Source organism: Agromyces salentinus (assembly GCF_009749395.1).
GTDB classification, from domain to species: Bacteria; Actinomycetota; Actinomycetes; order Actinomycetales; family Microbacteriaceae; genus Agromyces; species Agromyces salentinus.
On sequence record NZ_WBIR01000001.1, the window covers coordinates 151,220 to 168,864 of the forward strand.

A 17,645-nucleotide genomic window follows, 5' to 3' on the forward strand; every position below is an offset into this window, starting at 1 on the left:
GATGGCGCTCCCCGTGATGCGTCGCCGTCACACGTCCGCGCGCGCCCTGGCGCTCAGCCGCGCGAACGCGCTCTCCGCGCCTCCGAGGAGCGAACCACCCTCGCGCACCGCCTGCTGCCACGCGTCGAGCACGTCGTCGCGGTCCATCGCCATGACCGCCTCCCACGGATCGCCCTCCTCCATGGGAACGCCGCCCATGCCCCATCGCGCCGCCTCGTACAGGAGCAGGATCGCCGCGATGCCGCGCTCCGTCGCCGAGTAGGTGACCTTGCGGGCGTCCGTCTCACTCGGGGTGCGCACGATGATTCCACTGCGCTCGAGTCTGGCCAGTCGGTCGGCGAGCACGCTCGGACCGATGCGCTCCTCGGACCGGAGGAACTCCCCGAAGGTGTGCTTGCCGAGTGTGAGCAGGTCGCGCATGATCAGCAGCGACCAACTGTCACCGAAGGTCTCCACGGTGAAGTTGGTGGGGCAGGTCGACCGACCTTCAGCTCGCTTCATGCGTCGAGTCTACGGCATTGACTTCGATCATCGAAGTGATATATGCTTCGATCATCGAAGTGAAACGGATGCCGCGACGCGGCCTGCAGCGGAGGAGCCACGATGAACGACACGACCCAGCACGAAACGCACCACCTCGTCGTGAGCCGCGACATCCCCGCCCCCATCGAGGCGGCCTGGACGTCGTGGACCGAACCCGACCGCGTGCTTCGCTGGTGGGGCCCGAACGGCTTCACCTGCACGGTCGCTGAGCTCGACGTACGCGTCGGCGGCACGTCCCTCGTCTGCATGAGCGCCCCCGACTGGGGATTCCCGGCGCTGTACAGCACCTGGGCGTACACGCTCGTCGATGCACCGCACCGCCTCGAGTTCATCCACAACATCGCCGACGAGCACGGCGCCACGATCGACCCCGCGACCATCGGGGCCGCCGGGATACCGCGCGATGTGCGGCACGTCATCACATTCGAGCCGATCGGCGACGACAGGACTCGACTCACCGTCACCGAACTCGGCTACATCGACCCCGAGCAGCTCGCGCTCTCGAAGCAGGGCCTCGAGGAGTCCCTCGACAAGCTCGTCGCGACGTACGTGTGAGCCAAGCACCGCCCGGCCGACGAACCGACGGCATTCCGAGGTGATCGCCCGGGAGGCACCTAGATTTGGCCTATGGGGCGCATCTCTCTGAAGCCGGCGGTGCTGATCGCCATCGGTGGCATCCTGCTGACTGCTGCGTATGCCGGGCTGGGCGCGTTGCAGATCCTGGTCCTCAATCCGTTGGCAGCTGCGCCGGGTCTGGCGCTCCATGAGATTCACGCGGCGCTGGAAGCGGCAGGCGAATCGGTGTCCCCGCTTCCCGTCGTCATCTTCGTCGGCTCCGGCCTCCTCCTGAGCCTCGGAGTCTGGCTGTACTCAACGGCCTCGTCGAGCGCGTCGCCACAGGTTGCAGCCGTCCTTGTACTGTTGATCCTCGCGTTCGGCGCCCCCGCCTACTTCGCAGCCTCGTTCGCAGGAGGCATGGCGCTCGCGGATGCGTTCGCCATCTCCGGCGGCGACCACTCCCCCTGGTCGAACCTGCTGTACCTCACCAGCTCTGCGGCGTTCGTGTCGGCCATCGCCCTCCCGGTCGTCCTCGCACTTCGGAGTCGCCGGGTCTCGCTGAGCCCGCGACCATCGACCTGAACGCTGAGGGATCCTTCACCGACCACGAGCTGGGTGAGCGACACCACCGCACACGACAGTCGTGCCGTGCCGCCTGCAGATGGGCCGTCGGCGATGATGTCAGGGTGGAGTATGTGTCGAGGGTGCCCGGTCCGCCGCTCGACGGGCTGATCGTCGACCTCTACTCCTTGGAGGGCGCCCCGCCATACTCCCGGTTGCTGCTGCCGGCGGCGCCCGCACCGTTGCTCATCTTCAACCTCGGGGCTCCGTTTCTCATCCGCGCAGGCACCGAGAGCGAAGCCGTCGAATACGCGGACGGCTGCGCGGTCGCCACTCCCACGCGTGCGTGGGAGTTCGGCTACCCGACCCCGACCCGGTCCGTGGGCGTCCACTTCAGGCCGTGGGGACTGGCACCGTTCCTTCCGATGCCGGCGGCCGAGTTGTGCGACCGACCGGCTTCCGTGGAGCAGATCTGGGGCCAGCCCGCGGTCGCTGAGTTGCGACATCGACTGACGCTGGCGGATGCACCGCAGGAAAGGCTGCTGTTGCTCGAGGAGGAACTGCTGCGCCGGCTGCGCACGATCGACGGCTTGGACATCGTCCGCCACCTGAGCAGTGCCATCGCAGAGACCCGCGGAACAGTGCCGATCAGCGACCTCGGCGTGGCGGCCCGCGCCAGCAGCACGTACATGGCGAAGCGGTTCAAGGAGGTCATCGGCGTCACGCCGAAGCGACTCGCGCGCAGCTACCGATTCACCGCCACCGTGTTGGCGCTCAACGTAGCTGCACCGATCGACTGGGGCGACGTCGCCGCAGGCGCAGGCTACTTCGACCAGGCCCACTTCGTCCACGAGTTCCGGGAGTACACCGGCCTCACGCCGACCCGGTATGTCGAAGCCCGGCAACGCTTCCTCCGCGAACATCCCGACCACGCGCTGGATGGCTGGCCGCTGCCGGTCGATTGATTTCTTACAAGCGCGTCCACGCACGACACACGAGACTTGGGACTCCGGACGGAGGAGGAACCCATGGGGAACGTGGTCATGAACGCGTCGGTGTCGGTGGATGGCTTCATCGCGGCTGAGAACGACGACCCCGGTCCACTGTTCGAATGGTTGGTCAGCGGTGACGTGCCGTTGGACGACAGCGGCGTCCTGAACGTGTCGCAAGCGTCCTACGACCACATCCGGCCGTACTGGGACCAGATCGGGGTGACCTTCGCCGGCCGCCACGTCTTCGACATCACGGACGGCTGGGACGGGACGCCTCCGAGCGGCATCGACCACGTCGTGGTCGTGACGCACCAGCCGCCGCCCGAGGGCTGGAACCCCAACGCGCCATTCCATTTCGTCGACGGCGTTGAGGCGGCGGTGACCAAGGCGAAGGAGCTCGCGGGTGGCCGCACTGTCGAGGTCGCTGCCGGCGACATCGGCGGCCAGGTGTTCGCCGCAGGCCTGGTCGACGAGGTGCGCATGGACCTCGTACCCGTCCTGCTCGGATCCGGCAAACGATACTTCGGCTCCGTCGACTCGCAGCACCTGCTGGAAGATCCTGACATCGTGGTCCAGGGCAACCGGGTGCTTCACCTGCGCTATCGGATGCGCCGTTGACCGATGTGTCACCGGCACTCAGTCGGACCTTCTCCGGGCCGACGTGCGTTCGCCAGTGACGATGCGATGCGGTCAACCCGCTCCCTCGTACGAACAGCGAGCCACGACGCTGTCGCGGAGGTAGCGTTGGGCTCTGGAGTGAGATCTCTCCGGATTGGCTCGAGGAGGCGCATCGATGGGTTCCCAGGTCTGGAAGTTGCCGGTTGCCGGGCTGCTCATCGTCGCGCTGAGCGGATGCACCGCAGACGACGGTCCCGGAGAGGCGACGGCGTCGGACGGCGGCGGCATCGAGATGGCCGTCTCGCAGACCTGTGCATCCGGGTCCGCACCCGAATGCGTCTCGGTGAATGGCGAGTACGTGATGGTCCGCGAGGCTGACTTCGTTCGTGCCGGCGTCGAAACGGCAGAAGCCGTATCGGATGGCAGCACCAGCGCGATCGACGTGAAGTTCGACGAGGACGGAGCAGGCGTCTTCCAGAAGCTGACCGCTGAGGCAGCAAAGTCTGCAGGCACCGCACGCTTGGTGATCAAGGCAGGCGATGAGGTGGTCTCGGCCGTCACCGTGGTCGAACCGATGCAGGGCGATACCGCCGTGATCGCCCTCCCTCCGGGCGTGAACCCCGACGAGTTGGCCGGCATCATCCGCGGCTCGTAGGCGGACATCGGCAGGCCGATCCTGATATGCACTGCTACGGATCGCGCCCGGGCATACGTCGGGGGCATCGGGTCCCGATGTGCTCCTCAGGCTGAGGGAAGGCGCCTTACCGCTCGAGAAGGTAGAACCGGAAGGCGGCGAACCCATCGATCGGCAGGATGCTGACGGCTGAGAAGCCTGCTTCGATTGCGTAGCGTTCGAGGGTTGCGTGTCGCATGACGGTACCGGTCGCGACGGAGTCCGGGGTCGACATCGAGTCAGGGAGGCAGATCAGCAGGCTGTACCCGTACATCGCCCGCTCGGTGGCGTCGCCGGGGGGCGAGAACGTCTCGGCGACGGCTTCATCCATGACCACGACCACACCGTCGGATCGGACGGCGCGCCTGATCGAGGAGAGCACGGCGACGGGGTCCGGCATGTCGTGCAGTGCTTCGAAGACGAACGCGGCGTCGTAGCGGTCGTGCCCCTCGTCGGCGAGCTGCTCGCCTCGGAGCTCGGAGAATGTCACGTTCTCGAGCCCCGCGGCATGTTCGTGTGCCGCCTCGATGGCGGGGGCATCGATGTCGAACCCGTCGACGATCGCATCCGGGTATGCACGGGCCAGACCGATCGTCGACCAGCCGTGCCCACACGCGACGTCGGCGATCCCGGCATCAGGTCGCGACAACACATCGTGCACGCGCGGGACGGAGGCGAGCGCTTTCGCAAGCACATTCTCGAACCACGGGCGGTTGATATCGCCCTGAGCATCGCGCACGGCAGCGCCGAACGCCGACCAGGGGATGCCTCGACCCGACCGGTAGGCGTCCGTGAGGTCGGGCATACGCAGCGCGACCGCGGCGAACATGTCCGCCAGCGGCGCGGAATACCCGAGAGAGGCGCGGTCGGTGAGCACCTCCGCCTGTGCGGCCGGCAGACGGAACCCCGGGCCGACGCCGTCGCCGCCGCGCTCGACGTCGACGTCGAGGATGCCAGCAGTCGCCTGCTGCTCGAGCCATTCCCGCGCGTACCGACGATCGATGCCGGTCCGCGCGGCGAGTTCAGCCGCGGTGGCCGGCGCACCCCGGAGCGCATCGTAGAGCCCGAAATCGGAGCCGATATGGATGGAAAGCGTCTCCATCGCGCCGAGGAACCTGTCGAACACCCACCCCGCGAACTCCTCGACCGCCTGCTCATCGGCCTTCTCGCTGTCGCGATCCACCACGTCGTCCACCGCGGACCCCCCGGTTGATATGACGGCATCAACCAGCGACATGCTAGAACTCGCACTCCCCATCCACCAGGCTGTCGGTGCCCACGCTCATGGATTCGGAATATCAACCGGTCGGCAGCCTTCGACTTCAGACGCGACGAAGGATCCCGCAACGGTTGTTCGAGCACAACCGTCGAGCGGCCCATCGAGCGAGACGCGCGCACGACGGTTGACCGCTCGAATTGACGTGTCGATCAAACGGACATAGTCTCCGGTAAGTGAACAGGAGATACTCTCCGCTTAATCTCGAGGGAGTCGGTGTCGTGACGAAGTCGACGAGCGGCGCGCGTGCGCCACGGGCCGATGCTCAGCGCAACCGGGACCACATCCTCGACGTCGCGGAGCAGTACTTCTCCGCGCACGGAGCCACGGGCTCCCTCGACGCCATCGCGAAGCAGGCCGGCGTGGGAGCGGGCACCCTGTACCGGCATTTCCCGACACGGGAAGCCCTGCTCGCCGCGTTGCTGGCCGCCCGCGATGACGAGCTCGTGGCTCGGCGTGATCAGCTCCGAAGCGGATCACTGAACCCGGCCGACGCTCTCGGCGGCTGGCTCGACGCGATCAAGGCGTGGGCCGGCGCATTCGACGGACTCCCCGGTCCGCTTCGCGCGGCCACCATGACCGACTCATCTCCACTGTCGTTGACCTGTGAGGGATTCATCACGACGACGGAGGAGTTCCTGCACGCCGCGCAACGCGACGGAAGTGCGCGCAGCGATGTCCGGGCTCGGGATCTCTTCCTCTCCGCGCTGGCCGCGAGCTGGATCGAGGGCGCGGCTCTCGCCGACGACGGATCCGCCGCGGCCCTCTCCGATCTGACCCGGCATGGATGGGCGAGCACGCCCTCCAGAACCAGTGACACCACCGACACCACCGACACCACCGACACCACCGACACCACCGACACCACCGACACCACCGACACCACCGACACCACCGATCATCGAATCACCGGCCACGACGGCGAACGCACACGAGGGAAGAGCACATGAATCGCATCGGAATCATCGGCAGCGGAGACATCGGGAGCGCGATCGCCCGCCTGGCTGTCGCAGCCGACCACGAGGTCCTCATCGCCAATTCGCGAGGACCCGAGTCGCTGACGAAGCTGATCGACGAACTGGGCCCGCTCGCACGGGCCGGCGATGCTCGGGCTGCAGCCGAGTTCGGCGACATCCTGGTCCTCGCGGTGCCGCTGGGCGCCTACCCGACGCTTCCCGCTGACGCTCTCGTCGGGAAGACGATCCTCTCCACGGGCAACTACTACCCGGGCCGCGACGGCCGCATCGAGCCACTCGACCGTCTCGAGAGCGCGACCGCCGAGTACGAGCAGTCGCTCCTTCCCGGCAGCGTCATCGTCAAGGCCTTCAACAACATCCTGTTCCACCACATCCCCAACCTCGCCGATTCCCAGCCCCGGACGGCGCTGCCGGTCGCCGGAGACGACCGCGAGGCGAAGTCACGCGTCTCGAAGCTCGTGAACGCCCTCGGCTTCGATGCCGTCGACGCCGGGACGCTTGCCGAGTCCTGGGGCTTCGAGCCCGAGTCCGGCGCGTACACCCCGATCTACGCGGCAGACCTCGAGGGCTTCGCTCGGAGCTACCTCGACGACCCGGGTGCCCCCGTCACCGTCGACCGCCTCCGCGAGCTCCTCGCCGCGTCGCACCGCCCGGACGTGGCCGGCCGCCAGTTCTGACGAGCTGGCGCACCAGCGGCCCGCGGCAGAACGCGGCTTGGATTCACGGCACGAGACCGGGTACGCGGGTCCGGATCCGTTCCCGGGGCGGCCTGGCGGCGGGTGGACACCCTACTTCTTGTCGCCCTTGCCCTCCTTGCCGCCTTCGCCCTTCCCGTCCTCGCCCTTCCCGTTCTTGCCCTTCTTGTTCTCTTCACCACCGCCGGGCGCCGGGCCGCCGCCGGTCTCCGGGGCGCCGCCGTCACCCTGGTTCTGGAGTTCGGTGAGTTGCTGCTGGAGGCGAGCTTGTTCCTCGAGGAGTCGGGCGCGCGCGGCTTCATCGGCGGCGGCCTGGATCGCGGCCTCGAGATCCACGCGGACGAGCTCCATGGCGCTCCGGATGTTCCGGTATCGCTCGTCGTCGAGCTTGCCGTCGGCACGTGCCTCGGACACGTCGCCGGCCAGCACGTCAAGAGTCGTGACCGCCCGCTGCCAGTCTCCGGTTGCGCTCGCCCGGCTCACTGCGAGGACATGACCGCGCAGGACCGCTTCGGTCTCCTCGTCGTACGCAGGCGCGCATGAACTGAGGATGGCGACGGCGGCGACCGCCGCCGCGAACGCCAGCGCTCCCCGACGCATCGCCCCACCTCCACTTGCCACGCTAGGTCGCCGAATCGCATCCGTCTCGGGCTTGACAGCAGCGGGTGGGGCGCTCGCACGCCCCCACAGGCAGGGCGGACTGACCTAGGCTCTGACTCATGCCCAGGATCCCGAACGGCCGGCTCCAGGTGGTCTGCGGGCCGATGTTCGCCGGCAAGTCCGAGGAGCTCCTGCGGCGCGTGCGCCGGGCGCAACTCGCCGGGCTCGCCGTCGAGGTCGTCAACCACGCGCTCGACCAGCGGCACGCCTCGGGCCGTGTGGCCTCGCACTCGGGGCTCAGCATCGCGTCCCGATCGGCGCCCGACGTCGAGTCGTTGGTGGAGCTCGTCGGCGGACGCGAGTTGGACCTGCTGGCAATCGACGAGGCCCAGTTCTTCGGGCCGGAGCTGGTGGAGGCTGTGGGCGGGCTGGCCCTCACCGGGATGTCGGTGATCGTCGCCGGTCTCTGCGTGACGTTCGACGGCCGCCCCTTCGAACCCCTCCCGTCGCTCATGGCGCTCGCCGAGGACGTGACGAAGCTGACAGCCGTGTGCGCAGTCTGCGGGCAGGATGCCGCGTTCCATCAGCGCGTCGTCACCTCAGACGTCGCGGACGCTCGTATCGCGACCGCCGAGCACGTGGGCGGCATCGAGTCGTACCAGGCACGCTGTCGGCAGCACTTCGAGGAACCGGGCCCTCGCGCCGCGTGACGCGTCGACGTCCGACGTTCCCGCCTCGGCTCAACGGAGCGACCGCAGGTACCGTCGCCGGGCGATGACCTGCGCGACGCGAAGCACCGGATAGAGCGCTCGCCAGGGCTGCTGCGGTGCGGCACTCGTCAGGGACCGGATGGTGAGCACCACGTCGTCGCCGTCACGGTGGACGATGAACGCCTCCTCACCGGAGACGGGGTGGCCGGGGAGCGTCCGATACGAGAATCCCACCCGCGAGGGTTCGGACACGACGTCGACCACCTCGACCGGTTCCCGCACCGTGCGTCCCATGACCCGCGCGGTGATGATCAGCTGCACACCGGATGCCGCGGGCCGAGCGTCCTCGACGCGGAATCCGCTCCTGGTCTTCACCTTCCAGTTCAGGATGTCGCGCGCAGCGCGCTCCCAGACACCGTCGCCGCGTCCGATCGTCCTCGACACCTCGCTCCGCCGAAACGAGCGGGAGGTCGTCGCGCGCCAGTCCGCCCTCCGAGGATCGGTCACGCCGCGGCATCCGTCGGGCCGAGCGAGTCGAGCAGGAAGCGATTGCGGCGAGTGATCAGCCGGCGCAGGTACGGGACGAGCACGGCGCGCTCGGCGAGCGGGCCGAAGACGGGTGAGGCGATCGTCAATGTGTCCACGACGACGGTCCGGCCACTCTCGCGGGTGAACACGTGCTCGTGGTGGAACGAGCGGAACGGCCCGGTGACCTGCTCGTCGACGAACCGGTGCGGCCGGTCGAGGCTCGTGATGCGGGAGGTCATCGTGAACCAGACGCCGAAGTGCCGCGCGCGCCACGTGACCGTCTCCCCCAGCCCGATCGACCCGCTCGTCACGCCGCCGACCGCGCGTTCGCCCGTCTGCGACATCGAGTCGACGTGCGCATCGATGCTGAGGCTGGCATCGAAGAGCTGCTCAACGGGCAGGTCGGTGCGCGTGATGATGCTGAAGGTGCTGGCCACCCGTCGATCATCGCAGGAGCGCAGCGCCCGGCCGGCGCCCGGTCGTCGACCGTCGGAGATCGCAGGGCTCCGCCGATCACTCGCGTTCGAGTTGGATCGGACGTGGCAGTCCGCCGACCCCGACCGTCGGCCACCGCGGATCGAACGTGAGCACCTCGGTGCCACCCGCGGTGACGAGCACGGTGTCCTCGACCTTCGCGCCCGGCGCGCTCGGGTTCCAGGCGAACGCCTGCCCTTCGTGCACGAGATCGGCGATCCCGGGCACCGCGCGTGGGTCCCGACCGGCGTAGCCCGCGGCGCCGCCCTGATGGTGCCGCCGCCACTCGTCGGCCTGGAAGCCGTGGCGCCCGTACGCGGCCACGCCGGCCGTGAAGACCTCGCCGAGGGTCGCGCCGGGCCGCGTCGCGGCGAGTACCTCGGCCTCGACGTCGAGGATGCGGCGCATCGCGTCGTCCTCGTCCGCACGGCACCCCGCGGGGCCGCCCGAACCGAACCGTACCCATCGCGTCGCATTGGCGATGAGCCCGTGCCGCCGCCCGCAGACGACGAGCATCGCGCGGTCGCCGAGCGGCGCCTCGGTGGGCAGCGGATGCCGGTGCGCGAGCCTCGACCGCCCGGAGACGAGCGTCACGAGGGGGTCGATGCCCCGCGCGGAGAGGTCACCGGCGAGACGGCCGGCGAGGTGCCGCTCGCTCATCATCGGATCTGCGGCGGTCGCGGCATCCGTCAGCACCTCCGCGACCTCGCGGCAGAGCGCCCGATAGCGGTCGAGCTCACCGGGCAGCAGGCTCGCCCTCGCCGCGCGGAGCTCGGCGGCGACGTCGGACTCGTCGAGCTCTGCGACCTCGGCGGTCGCGAGCGGTTGGTGCCACGGGACGCGCACCACGTCGAGCCGCTCACGGGATGCGAGCTCCTCGCCGAGCAGGCGGTCGGCCTCGTTCGCGAACACGCGCAGTTCGTCGCCGTCGCGCCGCACGACGACGGCCGCGACCGGATCCCCGGCGAACGAGACGTGCGTGCGAGCCCCGTCGAGGTACCACGACACGGCGGTGTGGGAGCGGAGCACGATCGAGGCCGCCCCGCGCTGCCCGAGCAGGTCGAGCACCCGGGCACGCTTGGCGGCACGATCGGCGACGGATGCCGCGAGCGCGGTCGGATCGGGGGCATCCGTCTCGGCAGCGGTCGCGGCATCCGAGGGCTCCGTCGCGACGTCCGGGGGCCCGGTCAGCTCCGTGGTCATGCGCGGACCGCCGCGATCGCCGCGGTGCTGCCGCGCACCTCGAGACGGGGACCGTAGAGCACCGAGTGCTCGACCGGTCCGCCCTCGATGAGCGTGCGCAGCCGGTGCCACACCTGCTCGCCGATCTCGCCGCGCGGCACCGACATGCTCGTGAGCCGAGGCGTCGCGAAGCCGGCCATCGGCACGTCGTCGAAGCCCGCGATCGAGAGGTCGCGCGGCACCTCGACGCCGAGCTCGTGCAGGCGCGTCATGAGGCCGAGCGCGACGAGGTCGTTGAAGGCGATGACGGCGGTGCATCCGTCGCGGTGGGCGGCGAGCACGGCGTCGGATGCCGCGTAGCCGTCGTCGAGCCGCGAGCCGCCCGGCACCTCGTCGATGCGCACGTCGGGGTGGGCGGCCAGCGCCTCGGCGACGCCGCGACGGCGCTCGGCATTGGACGCGCTCGTCGGCGGGCCGCTGACGTAGGCGATGCGGCGATGCCCGAGGTCATGCAGGTGATCGACGAGGTCGCGGATGCCGCGCACGTAGTCGACGCCGACCACGGGGACCTCCGCGCCCGGCAGCGGCCGGTTCACGATCACGACCGGGGAGACCTGCTCGACGAGGGCCCTCAGCTCGGCCTCCGGCATGCGCGGCGCGCAGAGCACGAGCGCGTCGCAGCGCTGTCGCGCCTCGAGGGCGATCTCCTGCTCGTCGTCGACGTTCTCGGCGGTGTCGGCGACGAGCACGCGGTAGCCGTCACGGGCGGCGGCGAGGCTCAGTCCCTTGAGGATGCCCTGGAAGAGCGGGTTCTCGAGGTCGGGGACGACCATCGCGACGGTGTTGTTGCGGCCGTTCACGAGGCTGCGGGCCGTGGGGCTCGGCCGGTAGCCGAGTTCGGCGATTGATGCCCGCACCCGCTGCACGATCTCGGGATCGACGCTGGCCCGCCCGTTCAGCACCCGGGAGACGGATGCCTGCGAGACGCCGGCATGCGCGGCGACGTCGGCGATCGTGGTCGCCCTGCTGCGCTGGCCCATGTGGTTCCTCCCTGTGCGGACGCTCTCGCGGTCGCGGTCGACGACCGCGGTGCGGGGCATCCGGTCAGCGGGGCACCATGCGAGAAACCGGTTCCCCGAACCGGCTCCGGAGTTGTCGGCGGCCTCGGTCGTGACCTATGGTAGCGACCAGAAAGCGGTTTCCCAACTAGCGAAGGAGCGACATGCGGGTCATCGTCACCGGATCCGCCGGACGGCTCGGGCGCAGCGTCGCCGCCGGGCTCGCGGCATCCGGCCACCAGGTCATCGGGGCCGACCGCGTCGTCGCCGGTCTCGACGGCGTCGAGGAGCGCACGGTCGACCTCATCGACGCGCTCGCCACCCGGACGCTGCTCGACGAGGTGCGGCCCGACGCGGTCGTGCACCTCGCCGGCATCGCCGTGCCGTTCAGCGCCCCCGAGCGCCGCATCCTCATGACGAACACCGCCCTCGTGCACACCGTGCTCGCGGCCGCGGTCGACGCCGGTGTCGAACGCGTGCTCGCCGCGAGCAGCCCGACCGTGCTCGGCTACAGCTCACCCGACTGGCGCGCCGAGCGCGTCCCGCTCGACGAGACCACCCCGGCGCAGCCCGCCAACGCCTACGCCCTCTCGAAGCTCGTGATCGAGGAGACGGTGCGGATGTTCGCGCGCACCCCCCCCGGCGCGTTCGGATTCTTCCGGCCTTGCTACGTGATCTCGCCCGAGGAGTGGGCCGGCGCCCCGACCCAGCAGGGGCACACCCTCGAGCAGCGCCTGCTCGATCCGTCGCTGGCTGCCGTCAGCCTCTTCAACTACCTCGATGCGCGGGATGCCGCGGCCTTCGTGGGCGCCTGGCTGGCCGCGCCCGCCGCGGTCGTCGACGGCGAGGGGTTCTTCGTCGGCGCGGCCGACGCGCTCGCGGTGCAGCCGATCGCAGCCCTCTGGCGCGAGTTCGCCCCGGCACTCGGCGAGGCCGCCGATTCGCTGGGTGACGGCCGACCCGTGTTCGCCGTGGAGAAGGCCGAGCGCCTGCTCGGCTGGCGCCCGGAGCGCGGCTGGCGCACCGAGCTCGAGCCGACGGCGCTCGAGCACGTGCTCGCGGCATCCGGCACTCGGCTCGATGCAGGCGCGCTCGGCGGAGGCGCACACGACGCAGACAGGCTCGAAGCAGACCCGCTCGAAGCAGACCCGGTCGACGCAGACCGACGTGAATCCGACCGACTCGAAACGAGGGCCCGATGACGACCACCACCGCAGGCATGCCGGCCGCACCCGAGTTCGACGGCGTGCTGTTCTTCCCGGTCACGCCGTTCGGAGCCGACGGCGCTCCCGACCACGACCTGCTCGCCGAGCACGTCGCCTCGCGACTGCCGTTCGGCCCCGGCGGCGTGTTCCCCGCGTGCGGCACCGGCGAGTTCCACGCCCTCTCGGCCGGCGAGGCGATCGACGTCGTGCGCACCACGGTCGACACCGTCGCCGGGCGCGTGCCCGTCATCGCCGGCGCCGGCGGCCCGCTCGGCCACGCGATCGAGCTCGCACGCGGCGCAGAGGCCGCGGGTGCCGACGGCCTCCTGCTCCTCCCGCCGTACCTCGTGTCGGGCACCACCACGGGCCTCGTCGCGTGGGTCGAGGCGGTCGCCGCGGCATCCGACCTGCCCGTCATCGTGTACCACCGCGGCACCGCGCGCTACACGGCCGAGGCCATCACGCGGCTCGCCGCGAACCCGAAGGTCGTCGGCTTCAAGGACGGCACCGGGGACATCGGCCTCGCCCAGGAGATCGTGCTCGCCGCCGCGGCGACGGGCCGCGACTTCGCGTTCTTCAACGGCCTGCTCACCGCTGAGCTCAGCCAGGGCGCCTACCGGGGCATCGGCATCCCGCTGTACTCGTCGGCGGCATTCGCGATGATCCCCGAGCTGGCCGCGCTGCACTACCGCGCCTACACCGACGGCGACGAGGCCACGCGCCTCCGCCTGCTCGCCGAGTTCTACCGGCCGCTCGTCGCCCTGCGCGACGAGACGCCCGGCTTCGGCGTCTCGCTCATCAAGGCGGGCCTGCGCCTGCGCGGCCTGCCGGTCGGCTCGGTGCGGCCGCCGCTCGTCGACCCGACGCCCGAGCAGGAGGCGCGCCTCGGCGCGATCCTCGATCGCGGGCTCGAACTCGCCGACGAGCTCGGATCCGGCGGCTCCGGCAGCGTCTCCGAAGCGGATGCCGCGGCGAGCGCCGCCCCGAACGCGCAGGCCCGCGCCGAGGCGGTGCCGGCCAGGTGACCGCGTCGATCGCGAGCCTCACGACCCGGCGCATCCGCGTTCCGCTCAGCCGGCCGTGGGGCCCCGACGTGCGCGACCTCTCGCTCGTCGAGGTGGTCGTGGAAGACGCGGACGGCGCGCAGGGACGCGGCTTCTCGTGGACGCCGTCGATCGGCGCCGCCGCCGTCGAGGCGCACCTCGCGAACGACATCACCGCGTTCGCCGTGGGGCGTGACGCAGACGCGGCGACCCTGTGGCATCCGCTCTGGGTGCACCTGCACGAGGGCGGCAGCGGCGGCATCACGACGATCGCGATGGCCGGCCTCGACCTCGCCCTCTGGGACCTCGCCGCACGTCGCGCCGGACTCGGAATCACCGACCACCTCGGCCGCCGGCACGAGACCGCGACCGTCTACGGGAGCGGCGTGAACCTGCACTACCCGCTGCCCGAACTCGTCGCCCAGGCCGAGCGTTGGGTCGCGGCCGGCTTCGAGGCGGTCAAGGTCAAGGTCGGCAGTCCCGACCTCGCCGACGACGTGGCCCGCATCCGCTCGGTGCGCGAGGTGCTCGGACCCGACCGCGGACTCATGATCGACGCGAACCAGCGCTGGAACCTCGAGCAGGCCGAGCGCGCCGTCGGCGAACTGTCGGCGTTCGACCTCACCTGGATCGAGGAGCCCCTGCGCGCCGACGACCTCGCCGGGCACGTCGCCCTCCGCGAGCGCATCGACGTGCCGATCGCGCTCGGCGAGAACCTGCACACCCGCTACCGCTTCGCCGAGTTCATCGATGCGGGCGCCGTCGACCTCGTGCAGCCGAACATCGTGCGCGTCGGCGGCATCACGCCGTTCCTCGAGATCGCCTCGCTCGCGGCATCGCGAGGCGTCGACCTCGCGCCGCACCTGCTGCTCGAGCTCTCGGCCCAGCTCGCGCTCGCGCTGCCGGGCGAGCACCTGGTCGAGGCCGTCGAGGACGCCTCGTTCGAGGCGCTCGGCGCGCTCGCATCCCCCTCGCCGGTCGAGGTCGACGGCAGCCTCGTGCGCACCACGGGGCAGCCCGGCCTCGGACTGCACTTCGCCTGACCTTTCGCACTGCGGATGCCGCGGCATCCGCCCGTTCCACGGAGGAAGCATGACCACCGAAACCACCGCCATCGCCGAGACCGGCGTCGACGAGGCCGCCGCCGCCGCCAGGAGCGCCTTCGCCACGACGGTCGCCTCGACCGCCGCCGAGCGGGCCGCGTGGCTCACCGCGGTCGCCGACGCCCTCGACGCCGCACGCGACGAACTCGTGCCGCTCGCCGACGAGGAGTCGCACCTCGGAACCGCCAGGCTCACGGGCGAGCTGGCCCGCACCACGTCGCAGCTGCGCCTCTTCGCGCGGGCGGTCGTCGAGGGCTCGTACCTCGAGGCGACCATCGACCACCCCGACGCCACGACGATCCCGCCGACGCCCGACCTGCGCCGCATGCTTCGTCCGCTCGGGCCGGTGGCCGTGTTCGGCGCCTCCAACTTCCCGTTCGCGTTCTCGGTCGCGGGCGGCGACACGGCCTCGGCGCTCGCCACCGGATGCCCCGTCGTGGTCAAGGGCCACTCCGCGCATCCGCGCCTGTCGCGTCGCACGGCCGAGGTCGTGGCCGGCGCTCTCGCCGCCGCAGACGCTCCCGACGGGACCTTCGGCCACGTCGAGGGCCGAGCCGCCGGCATCGCGCTCGTGCAGCACCCCGAGATCCGCGCGGTCGGCTTCACCGGCTCACTGCACGGCGGTCGCGCACTCTTCGACCTCGCGTCGTCCCGACCCGACCCCATCCCGTTCTACGGCGAGCTCAGCGCCGTGAACCCCGTACTCGTCACCCCCGCGGCCGTCGAGGCGCGGGCCGCCGAGCTCGCCGCCGGCCTCGCCGCGTCGTTCACGCTCGGCGTCGGGCAGTTCTGCACGAACCCCGGCGTCGTCTTCGTGCCGGCGGGCTCCGGGTTCGCCGAGCTCGTCGCGGCCGAGGTCGGCGAGGCCACGGCACCGGATGCCGCGGCGCCGATGCTCACCGACGGCATCGCCTCCGCCTTCGCCGACGGCGTCGCCGCGCTGGCCGGGCACGACGACGTGCGCGTCGTCGCGGGCAGGGCGGGCAACGGCTCGAACGCGGCCTCCGCACCCGGAACCGGGTCGCCCGTCGTGCTCGCGACCACCGCCGCGGCCGTCATCGCCGACCCGCAGGCGCTCTTCGCCGAGTGCTTCGGCCCCTCGACGCTCGTCGTCGAGTACGCCTCGATCGAGGAGGCCCTCACCGCGATCCGCGCCGTCGGCGGCAGCCTCACCGCGACCGTGCACGCCGAACCCGGCGAGGACCTCGCCGACATCCTCGCCGTGCTCACCGAGATCGCCGGGCGCGTGCTCTTCGCCGGCTGGCCCACCGGCGTCGCGGTGAGCTGGGCGCAGCAGCACGGCGGCCCCTGGCCCGCGACGACCACGATCCACACGTCGGTCGGCGTGACCGCGATGCGCCGCTTCCTGCGCCCGGTCGCCTACCAGCAGGCCCCGGATGCCGCGCTGCCCGCCGAGCTCCGCGAGGACAACCCGCTCGGCATCCCCCGCCGGGTCGACGGCGTGCTCGTCGTCCCCGGCGCCGAGGCGCGACCGGCCTGACCCGCACGGGCAACCCGACCGGCCCGGACCGGGACGGCGTGCCCGGATCGTGACGGCGTGCCGAGATCGTGACGGCGTGCCCGGATCGTGACGGCGTGCCCGGCGGGTTCGGGCGCGACGCCGCGAACCCGCGGGTACGCTCGAATCCTCGTGTCCCTTCGCAACCTCCCCACCGCATGAGCACCATCGCCTACCTCGCCGCAGCGACACCCCCGCGCCTCGCGGTCGGCGGCATCACGGTCGCGATCCCGATCCTCGCGGTCGAGCAACTGGGCGACGTCGCGCTCGGCGGGCTCCTCGCGGCCGCGGCCCTCGGGCCGAGCATCGTGGCCGCCCCGATCGTCGGCGCGACGCTCGACCGCACGCGCCGCCCGGGCGCCCTCGTCGCGGGCGCGGGGCTGGTCACGGCCGTGGCGTTCACCGTCGCGGCCTTCCTGGGCCCCCTCTCCCCCGGCCTCGTCGCGATCGCCCTCGTCGTGGGCGGCATCGCCACCCCGTTCGTCATGGGCGGCCTCTCGAGCTTCGTCACCGAGGCCATTCCCGACGAGCGTCGCGCCTACGCGATCGACGCGCTCGCCTACAACCTCGGCTCGGTCATCGGCCCGGCAGCGGTCGCCGCGGCCGCCGCCTTCGGCTCCGCCCGACTCGCCACGCTGCTCATGGCCGGCAGCGCGCTGCTCGGCGCGATCGGGACCATCCCCCTGCGGCTGCGGCCCGTCGCCGCCGAACCGCACGGATCGATGCTGCGCACCATCGCCGCGGGGTTCCGGCACATCGCGACCCACCGGCCGCTCGCCGTCATCACCTCGAGCGGCACCATCAGCCAGTTCGGCGCCGGCGGCCTCGCGGTAGCCGCCGTCGCCCTCTCGGTGCAGCGCGGCGGCGATGCCGGCGGCGGTGCGCTCATCGTCACGGCCTTCGCGATCGGGGGCCTCCTCGGCGCCCTCTGGAACTCGGCGAAGGCGCCAGCCCTTCCTCCCGAGGTCACGATGGGCGCCGGGTTCGCCGCGACCGGGGTGTTCACCGTGCTCGCCGCACTCGACATCGGGACGCCGTGGACGATCGCCATGATCGGTGCGTCCGGACTCTTCACCGCCGCGAGCTCGGCCGCGATGCTCCTCATCCGCAAGCAGCAGAGCCCGCCGCCGCTGCGCTCGCAGGTGTTCACGGTCGGCGCGGGCCTGCGTGCCGCCTCGGCCGCGGCCGGTGCAGCGGTCGCGGGCCTCGCCGCCGGGCTCGGCGCCGAGGCGCTCCTCGTCGCGATCGGCCTCGTCTGGGTCGCCTCCGGGGCGATGCTGTTCGCCTACCCGCGGGCTGCTGCGCCGATCGATCGCTGAACGCACACTTG

The 17,645-nt window shown here is 71.2% G+C and carries 19 protein-coding genes and 1 pseudogene; 13 read left to right on the forward strand and 7 right to left on the reverse strand.

Annotated elements, in window-relative coordinates:
- Positions 1-27: 27 nt before the first annotated feature.
- On the reverse strand, positions 28-501 hold the full coding sequence (locus tag GQQ95_RS00685) for a winged helix-turn-helix transcriptional regulator (RefSeq protein ID WP_157425713.1): 474 nt from the start codon (positions 499-501) through the stop codon (positions 28-30).
- Between the two features lie 102 nt (positions 502-603).
- On the opposite strand from GQQ95_RS00685, the gene GQQ95_RS00690 reads away from it, so the two are divergent.
- The 5 genes from GQQ95_RS00690 (at position 604) to GQQ95_RS00710 (ending at position 3,927) form a co-directional block, all read left to right on the forward strand.
- On the forward strand, positions 604-1,098 hold the full coding sequence (locus GQQ95_RS00690) for an SRPBCC family protein (RefSeq protein ID WP_157425714.1): 495 nt from the start codon (positions 604-606) through the stop codon (positions 1,096-1,098).
- 72 nt (positions 1,099-1,170) lie between these two features.
- On the forward strand, positions 1,171-1,683 hold the full coding sequence (locus tag GQQ95_RS00695; RefSeq protein ID WP_212275200.1) for a hypothetical protein: 513 nt from the start codon (positions 1,171-1,173) through the stop codon (positions 1,681-1,683).
- Positions 1,684-1,787: 104 nt separating this feature from the next.
- On the forward strand, positions 1,788-2,627 hold the full coding sequence (locus GQQ95_RS00700; protein WP_212275202.1) for a helix-turn-helix domain-containing protein: 840 nt from the start codon (positions 1,788-1,790) through the stop codon (positions 2,625-2,627).
- Positions 2,628-2,690: 63 nt separating this feature from the next.
- Positions 2,691-3,272 (forward strand): dihydrofolate reductase family protein, encoded by a 582-nt coding sequence (locus GQQ95_RS00705; protein WP_157425715.1) that lies wholly within the window; start codon positions 2,691-2,693, stop codon positions 3,270-3,272.
- Between the two features lie 175 nt (positions 3,273-3,447).
- Positions 3,448-3,927, forward strand: a complete 480-nt coding sequence (locus tag GQQ95_RS00710) for a hypothetical protein (protein WP_157425716.1) — start codon at positions 3,448-3,450, stop codon at positions 3,925-3,927.
- 106 nt (positions 3,928-4,033) lie between these two features.
- On the opposite strand, the gene GQQ95_RS00715 is transcribed toward GQQ95_RS00710, so the two are convergent.
- Positions 4,034-5,182 carry a class I SAM-dependent methyltransferase gene (locus GQQ95_RS00715; RefSeq protein ID WP_157425717.1) on the reverse strand — a complete coding sequence of 383 codons (1,149 nt, stop codon included), beginning with the start codon at positions 5,180-5,182 and terminating at the stop codon, positions 4,034-4,036.
- A 260-nt stretch (positions 5,183-5,442) separates the two neighbouring features.
- On the opposite strand from GQQ95_RS00715, the gene GQQ95_RS19740 reads away from it, so the two are divergent.
- Both GQQ95_RS19740 and GQQ95_RS00725 read left to right on the forward strand, forming a co-directional pair.
- Positions 5,443-6,171, forward strand: coding sequence for a TetR/AcrR family transcriptional regulator (locus tag GQQ95_RS19740; protein WP_157425718.1), 729 nt, complete (start codon positions 5,443-5,445; stop codon positions 6,169-6,171).
- Positions 6,147-6,875: pseudogene (locus GQQ95_RS00725) on the forward strand (NADPH-dependent F420 reductase); the annotation flags it as partial. The gene GQQ95_RS19740 and the pseudogene GQQ95_RS00725, both read left to right, overlap by 25 nt.
- A 111-nt stretch (positions 6,876-6,986) precedes the next feature.
- Here the strand turns inward: GQQ95_RS00725 and GQQ95_RS00730 are convergent.
- Positions 6,987-7,322, reverse strand: coding sequence for a hypothetical protein (locus tag GQQ95_RS00730; protein ID WP_170296917.1), 336 nt, complete (start codon positions 7,320-7,322; stop codon positions 6,987-6,989).
- Between the two features lie 290 nt (positions 7,323-7,612).
- Here GQQ95_RS00730 and GQQ95_RS00735 point away from each other — a divergent pair, with 290 nt between their 5' ends.
- The gene (locus tag GQQ95_RS00735; protein ID WP_157425721.1) at positions 7,613-8,203 is read left to right on the forward strand and encodes a thymidine kinase; all 591 of its coding nucleotides are present in this window, start codon (positions 7,613-7,615) and stop codon (positions 8,201-8,203) included.
- Between the two features lie 30 nt (positions 8,204-8,233).
- On the opposite strand, the gene GQQ95_RS00740 is transcribed toward GQQ95_RS00735, so the two are convergent.
- The 4 genes from GQQ95_RS00740 to GQQ95_RS00755 form a co-directional block, all read right to left on the reverse strand.
- Entirely contained in the window at positions 8,234-8,710 is a 477-nt protein-coding gene (locus GQQ95_RS00740; RefSeq protein ID WP_157425722.1) for a DUF1990 domain-containing protein, read from the reverse strand.
- On the reverse strand, positions 8,707-9,168 hold the full coding sequence (locus tag GQQ95_RS00745) for an SRPBCC family protein (protein WP_157425723.1): 462 nt from the start codon (positions 9,166-9,168) through the stop codon (positions 8,707-8,709). Before GQQ95_RS00745 ends, GQQ95_RS00740 begins: the two co-directional genes overlap by 4 nt.
- 76 nt (positions 9,169-9,244) lie before the next feature.
- On the reverse strand, positions 9,245-10,408 hold the full coding sequence (locus GQQ95_RS00750; protein WP_212275204.1) for a M24 family metallopeptidase: 1,164 nt from the start codon (positions 10,406-10,408) through the stop codon (positions 9,245-9,247).
- On the reverse strand, positions 10,405-11,427 hold the full coding sequence (locus GQQ95_RS00755; protein WP_157425724.1) for a LacI family DNA-binding transcriptional regulator: 1,023 nt from the start codon (positions 11,425-11,427) through the stop codon (positions 10,405-10,407). Before GQQ95_RS00755 ends, GQQ95_RS00750 begins: the two co-directional genes overlap by 4 nt.
- A 182-nt stretch (positions 11,428-11,609) precedes the next feature.
- Here GQQ95_RS00755 and GQQ95_RS00760 point away from each other — a divergent pair, with 182 nt between their 5' ends.
- The 5 genes from GQQ95_RS00760 (at position 11,610) to GQQ95_RS00780 (ending at position 17,634) form a co-directional block, all read left to right on the forward strand.
- A complete protein-coding gene (locus GQQ95_RS00760; protein WP_157425725.1) occupies positions 11,610-12,647 on the forward strand; it encodes an NAD-dependent epimerase/dehydratase family protein in 1,038 nt (345 codons plus the stop codon).
- Positions 12,644-13,675, forward strand: a complete 1,032-nt coding sequence (locus GQQ95_RS00765; protein ID WP_212275206.1) for a 5-dehydro-4-deoxyglucarate dehydratase — start codon at positions 12,644-12,646, stop codon at positions 13,673-13,675. Before GQQ95_RS00760 ends, GQQ95_RS00765 begins: the two co-directional genes overlap by 4 nt.
- Complete coding sequence (locus GQQ95_RS00770) at positions 13,672-14,736, forward strand: mandelate racemase/muconate lactonizing enzyme family protein (RefSeq protein ID WP_157425726.1); 1,065 nt, start codon at positions 13,672-13,674, stop codon at positions 14,734-14,736. Before GQQ95_RS00765 ends, GQQ95_RS00770 begins: the two co-directional genes overlap by 4 nt.
- A gap of 25 nt (positions 14,737-14,761) precedes the next feature.
- Positions 14,762-16,297 (forward strand): aldehyde dehydrogenase (NADP(+)), encoded by a 1,536-nt coding sequence (locus GQQ95_RS00775; protein ID WP_281352020.1) that lies wholly within the window; start codon positions 14,762-14,764, stop codon positions 16,295-16,297.
- Positions 16,298-16,473: 176 nt separating this feature from the next.
- Positions 16,474-17,634 (forward strand): MFS transporter, encoded by a 1,161-nt coding sequence (locus GQQ95_RS00780; RefSeq protein WP_157425728.1) that lies wholly within the window; start codon positions 16,474-16,476, stop codon positions 17,632-17,634.
- Positions 17,635-17,645: the final 11 nt, after the last annotated feature.

Bases quoted from the DNA above. Each gene is read 5' to 3' on its own strand.
- GQQ95_RS00685 (WP_157425713.1), bottom strand. From the start codon at position 501: ATGAAGCGAGCTGAAGGTCGGTCGACCTGCCCCACCAACTTCACCGTG.
- GQQ95_RS00690 (WP_157425714.1), top strand. From the start codon at position 604: ATGAACGACACGACCCAGCACGAAACGCACCACCTCGTCGTGAGCCGC.
- GQQ95_RS00695 (WP_212275200.1), top strand. From the start codon at position 1,171: ATGGGGCGCATCTCTCTGAAGCCGGCGGTGCTGATCGCCATCGGTGGC.
- GQQ95_RS00705 (WP_157425715.1), top strand. From the start codon at position 2,691: ATGGGGAACGTGGTCATGAACGCGTCGGTGTCGGTGGATGGCTTCATC.
- GQQ95_RS00710 (WP_157425716.1), top strand. From the start codon at position 3,448: ATGGGTTCCCAGGTCTGGAAGTTGCCGGTTGCCGGGCTGCTCATCGTC.
- GQQ95_RS00715 (WP_157425717.1), bottom strand. From the start codon at position 5,182: ATGTCGCTGGTTGATGCCGTCATATCAACCGGGGGGTCCGCGGTGGAC.
- GQQ95_RS00735 (WP_157425721.1), top strand. From the start codon at position 7,613: ATGCCCAGGATCCCGAACGGCCGGCTCCAGGTGGTCTGCGGGCCGATG.
- GQQ95_RS00750 (WP_212275204.1), bottom strand. From the start codon at position 10,408: ATGACCACGGAGCTGACCGGGCCCCCGGACGTCGCGACGGAGCCCTCG.
- GQQ95_RS00755 (WP_157425724.1), bottom strand. From the start codon at position 11,427: ATGGGCCAGCGCAGCAGGGCGACCACGATCGCCGACGTCGCCGCGCAT.
- GQQ95_RS00760 (WP_157425725.1), top strand. From the start codon at position 11,610: ATGCGGGTCATCGTCACCGGATCCGCCGGACGGCTCGGGCGCAGCGTC.
- GQQ95_RS00765 (WP_212275206.1), top strand. From the start codon at position 12,644: ATGACGACCACCACCGCAGGCATGCCGGCCGCACCCGAGTTCGACGGC.
- GQQ95_RS00780 (WP_157425728.1), top strand. From the start codon at position 16,474: ATGAGCACCATCGCCTACCTCGCCGCAGCGACACCCCCGCGCCTCGCG.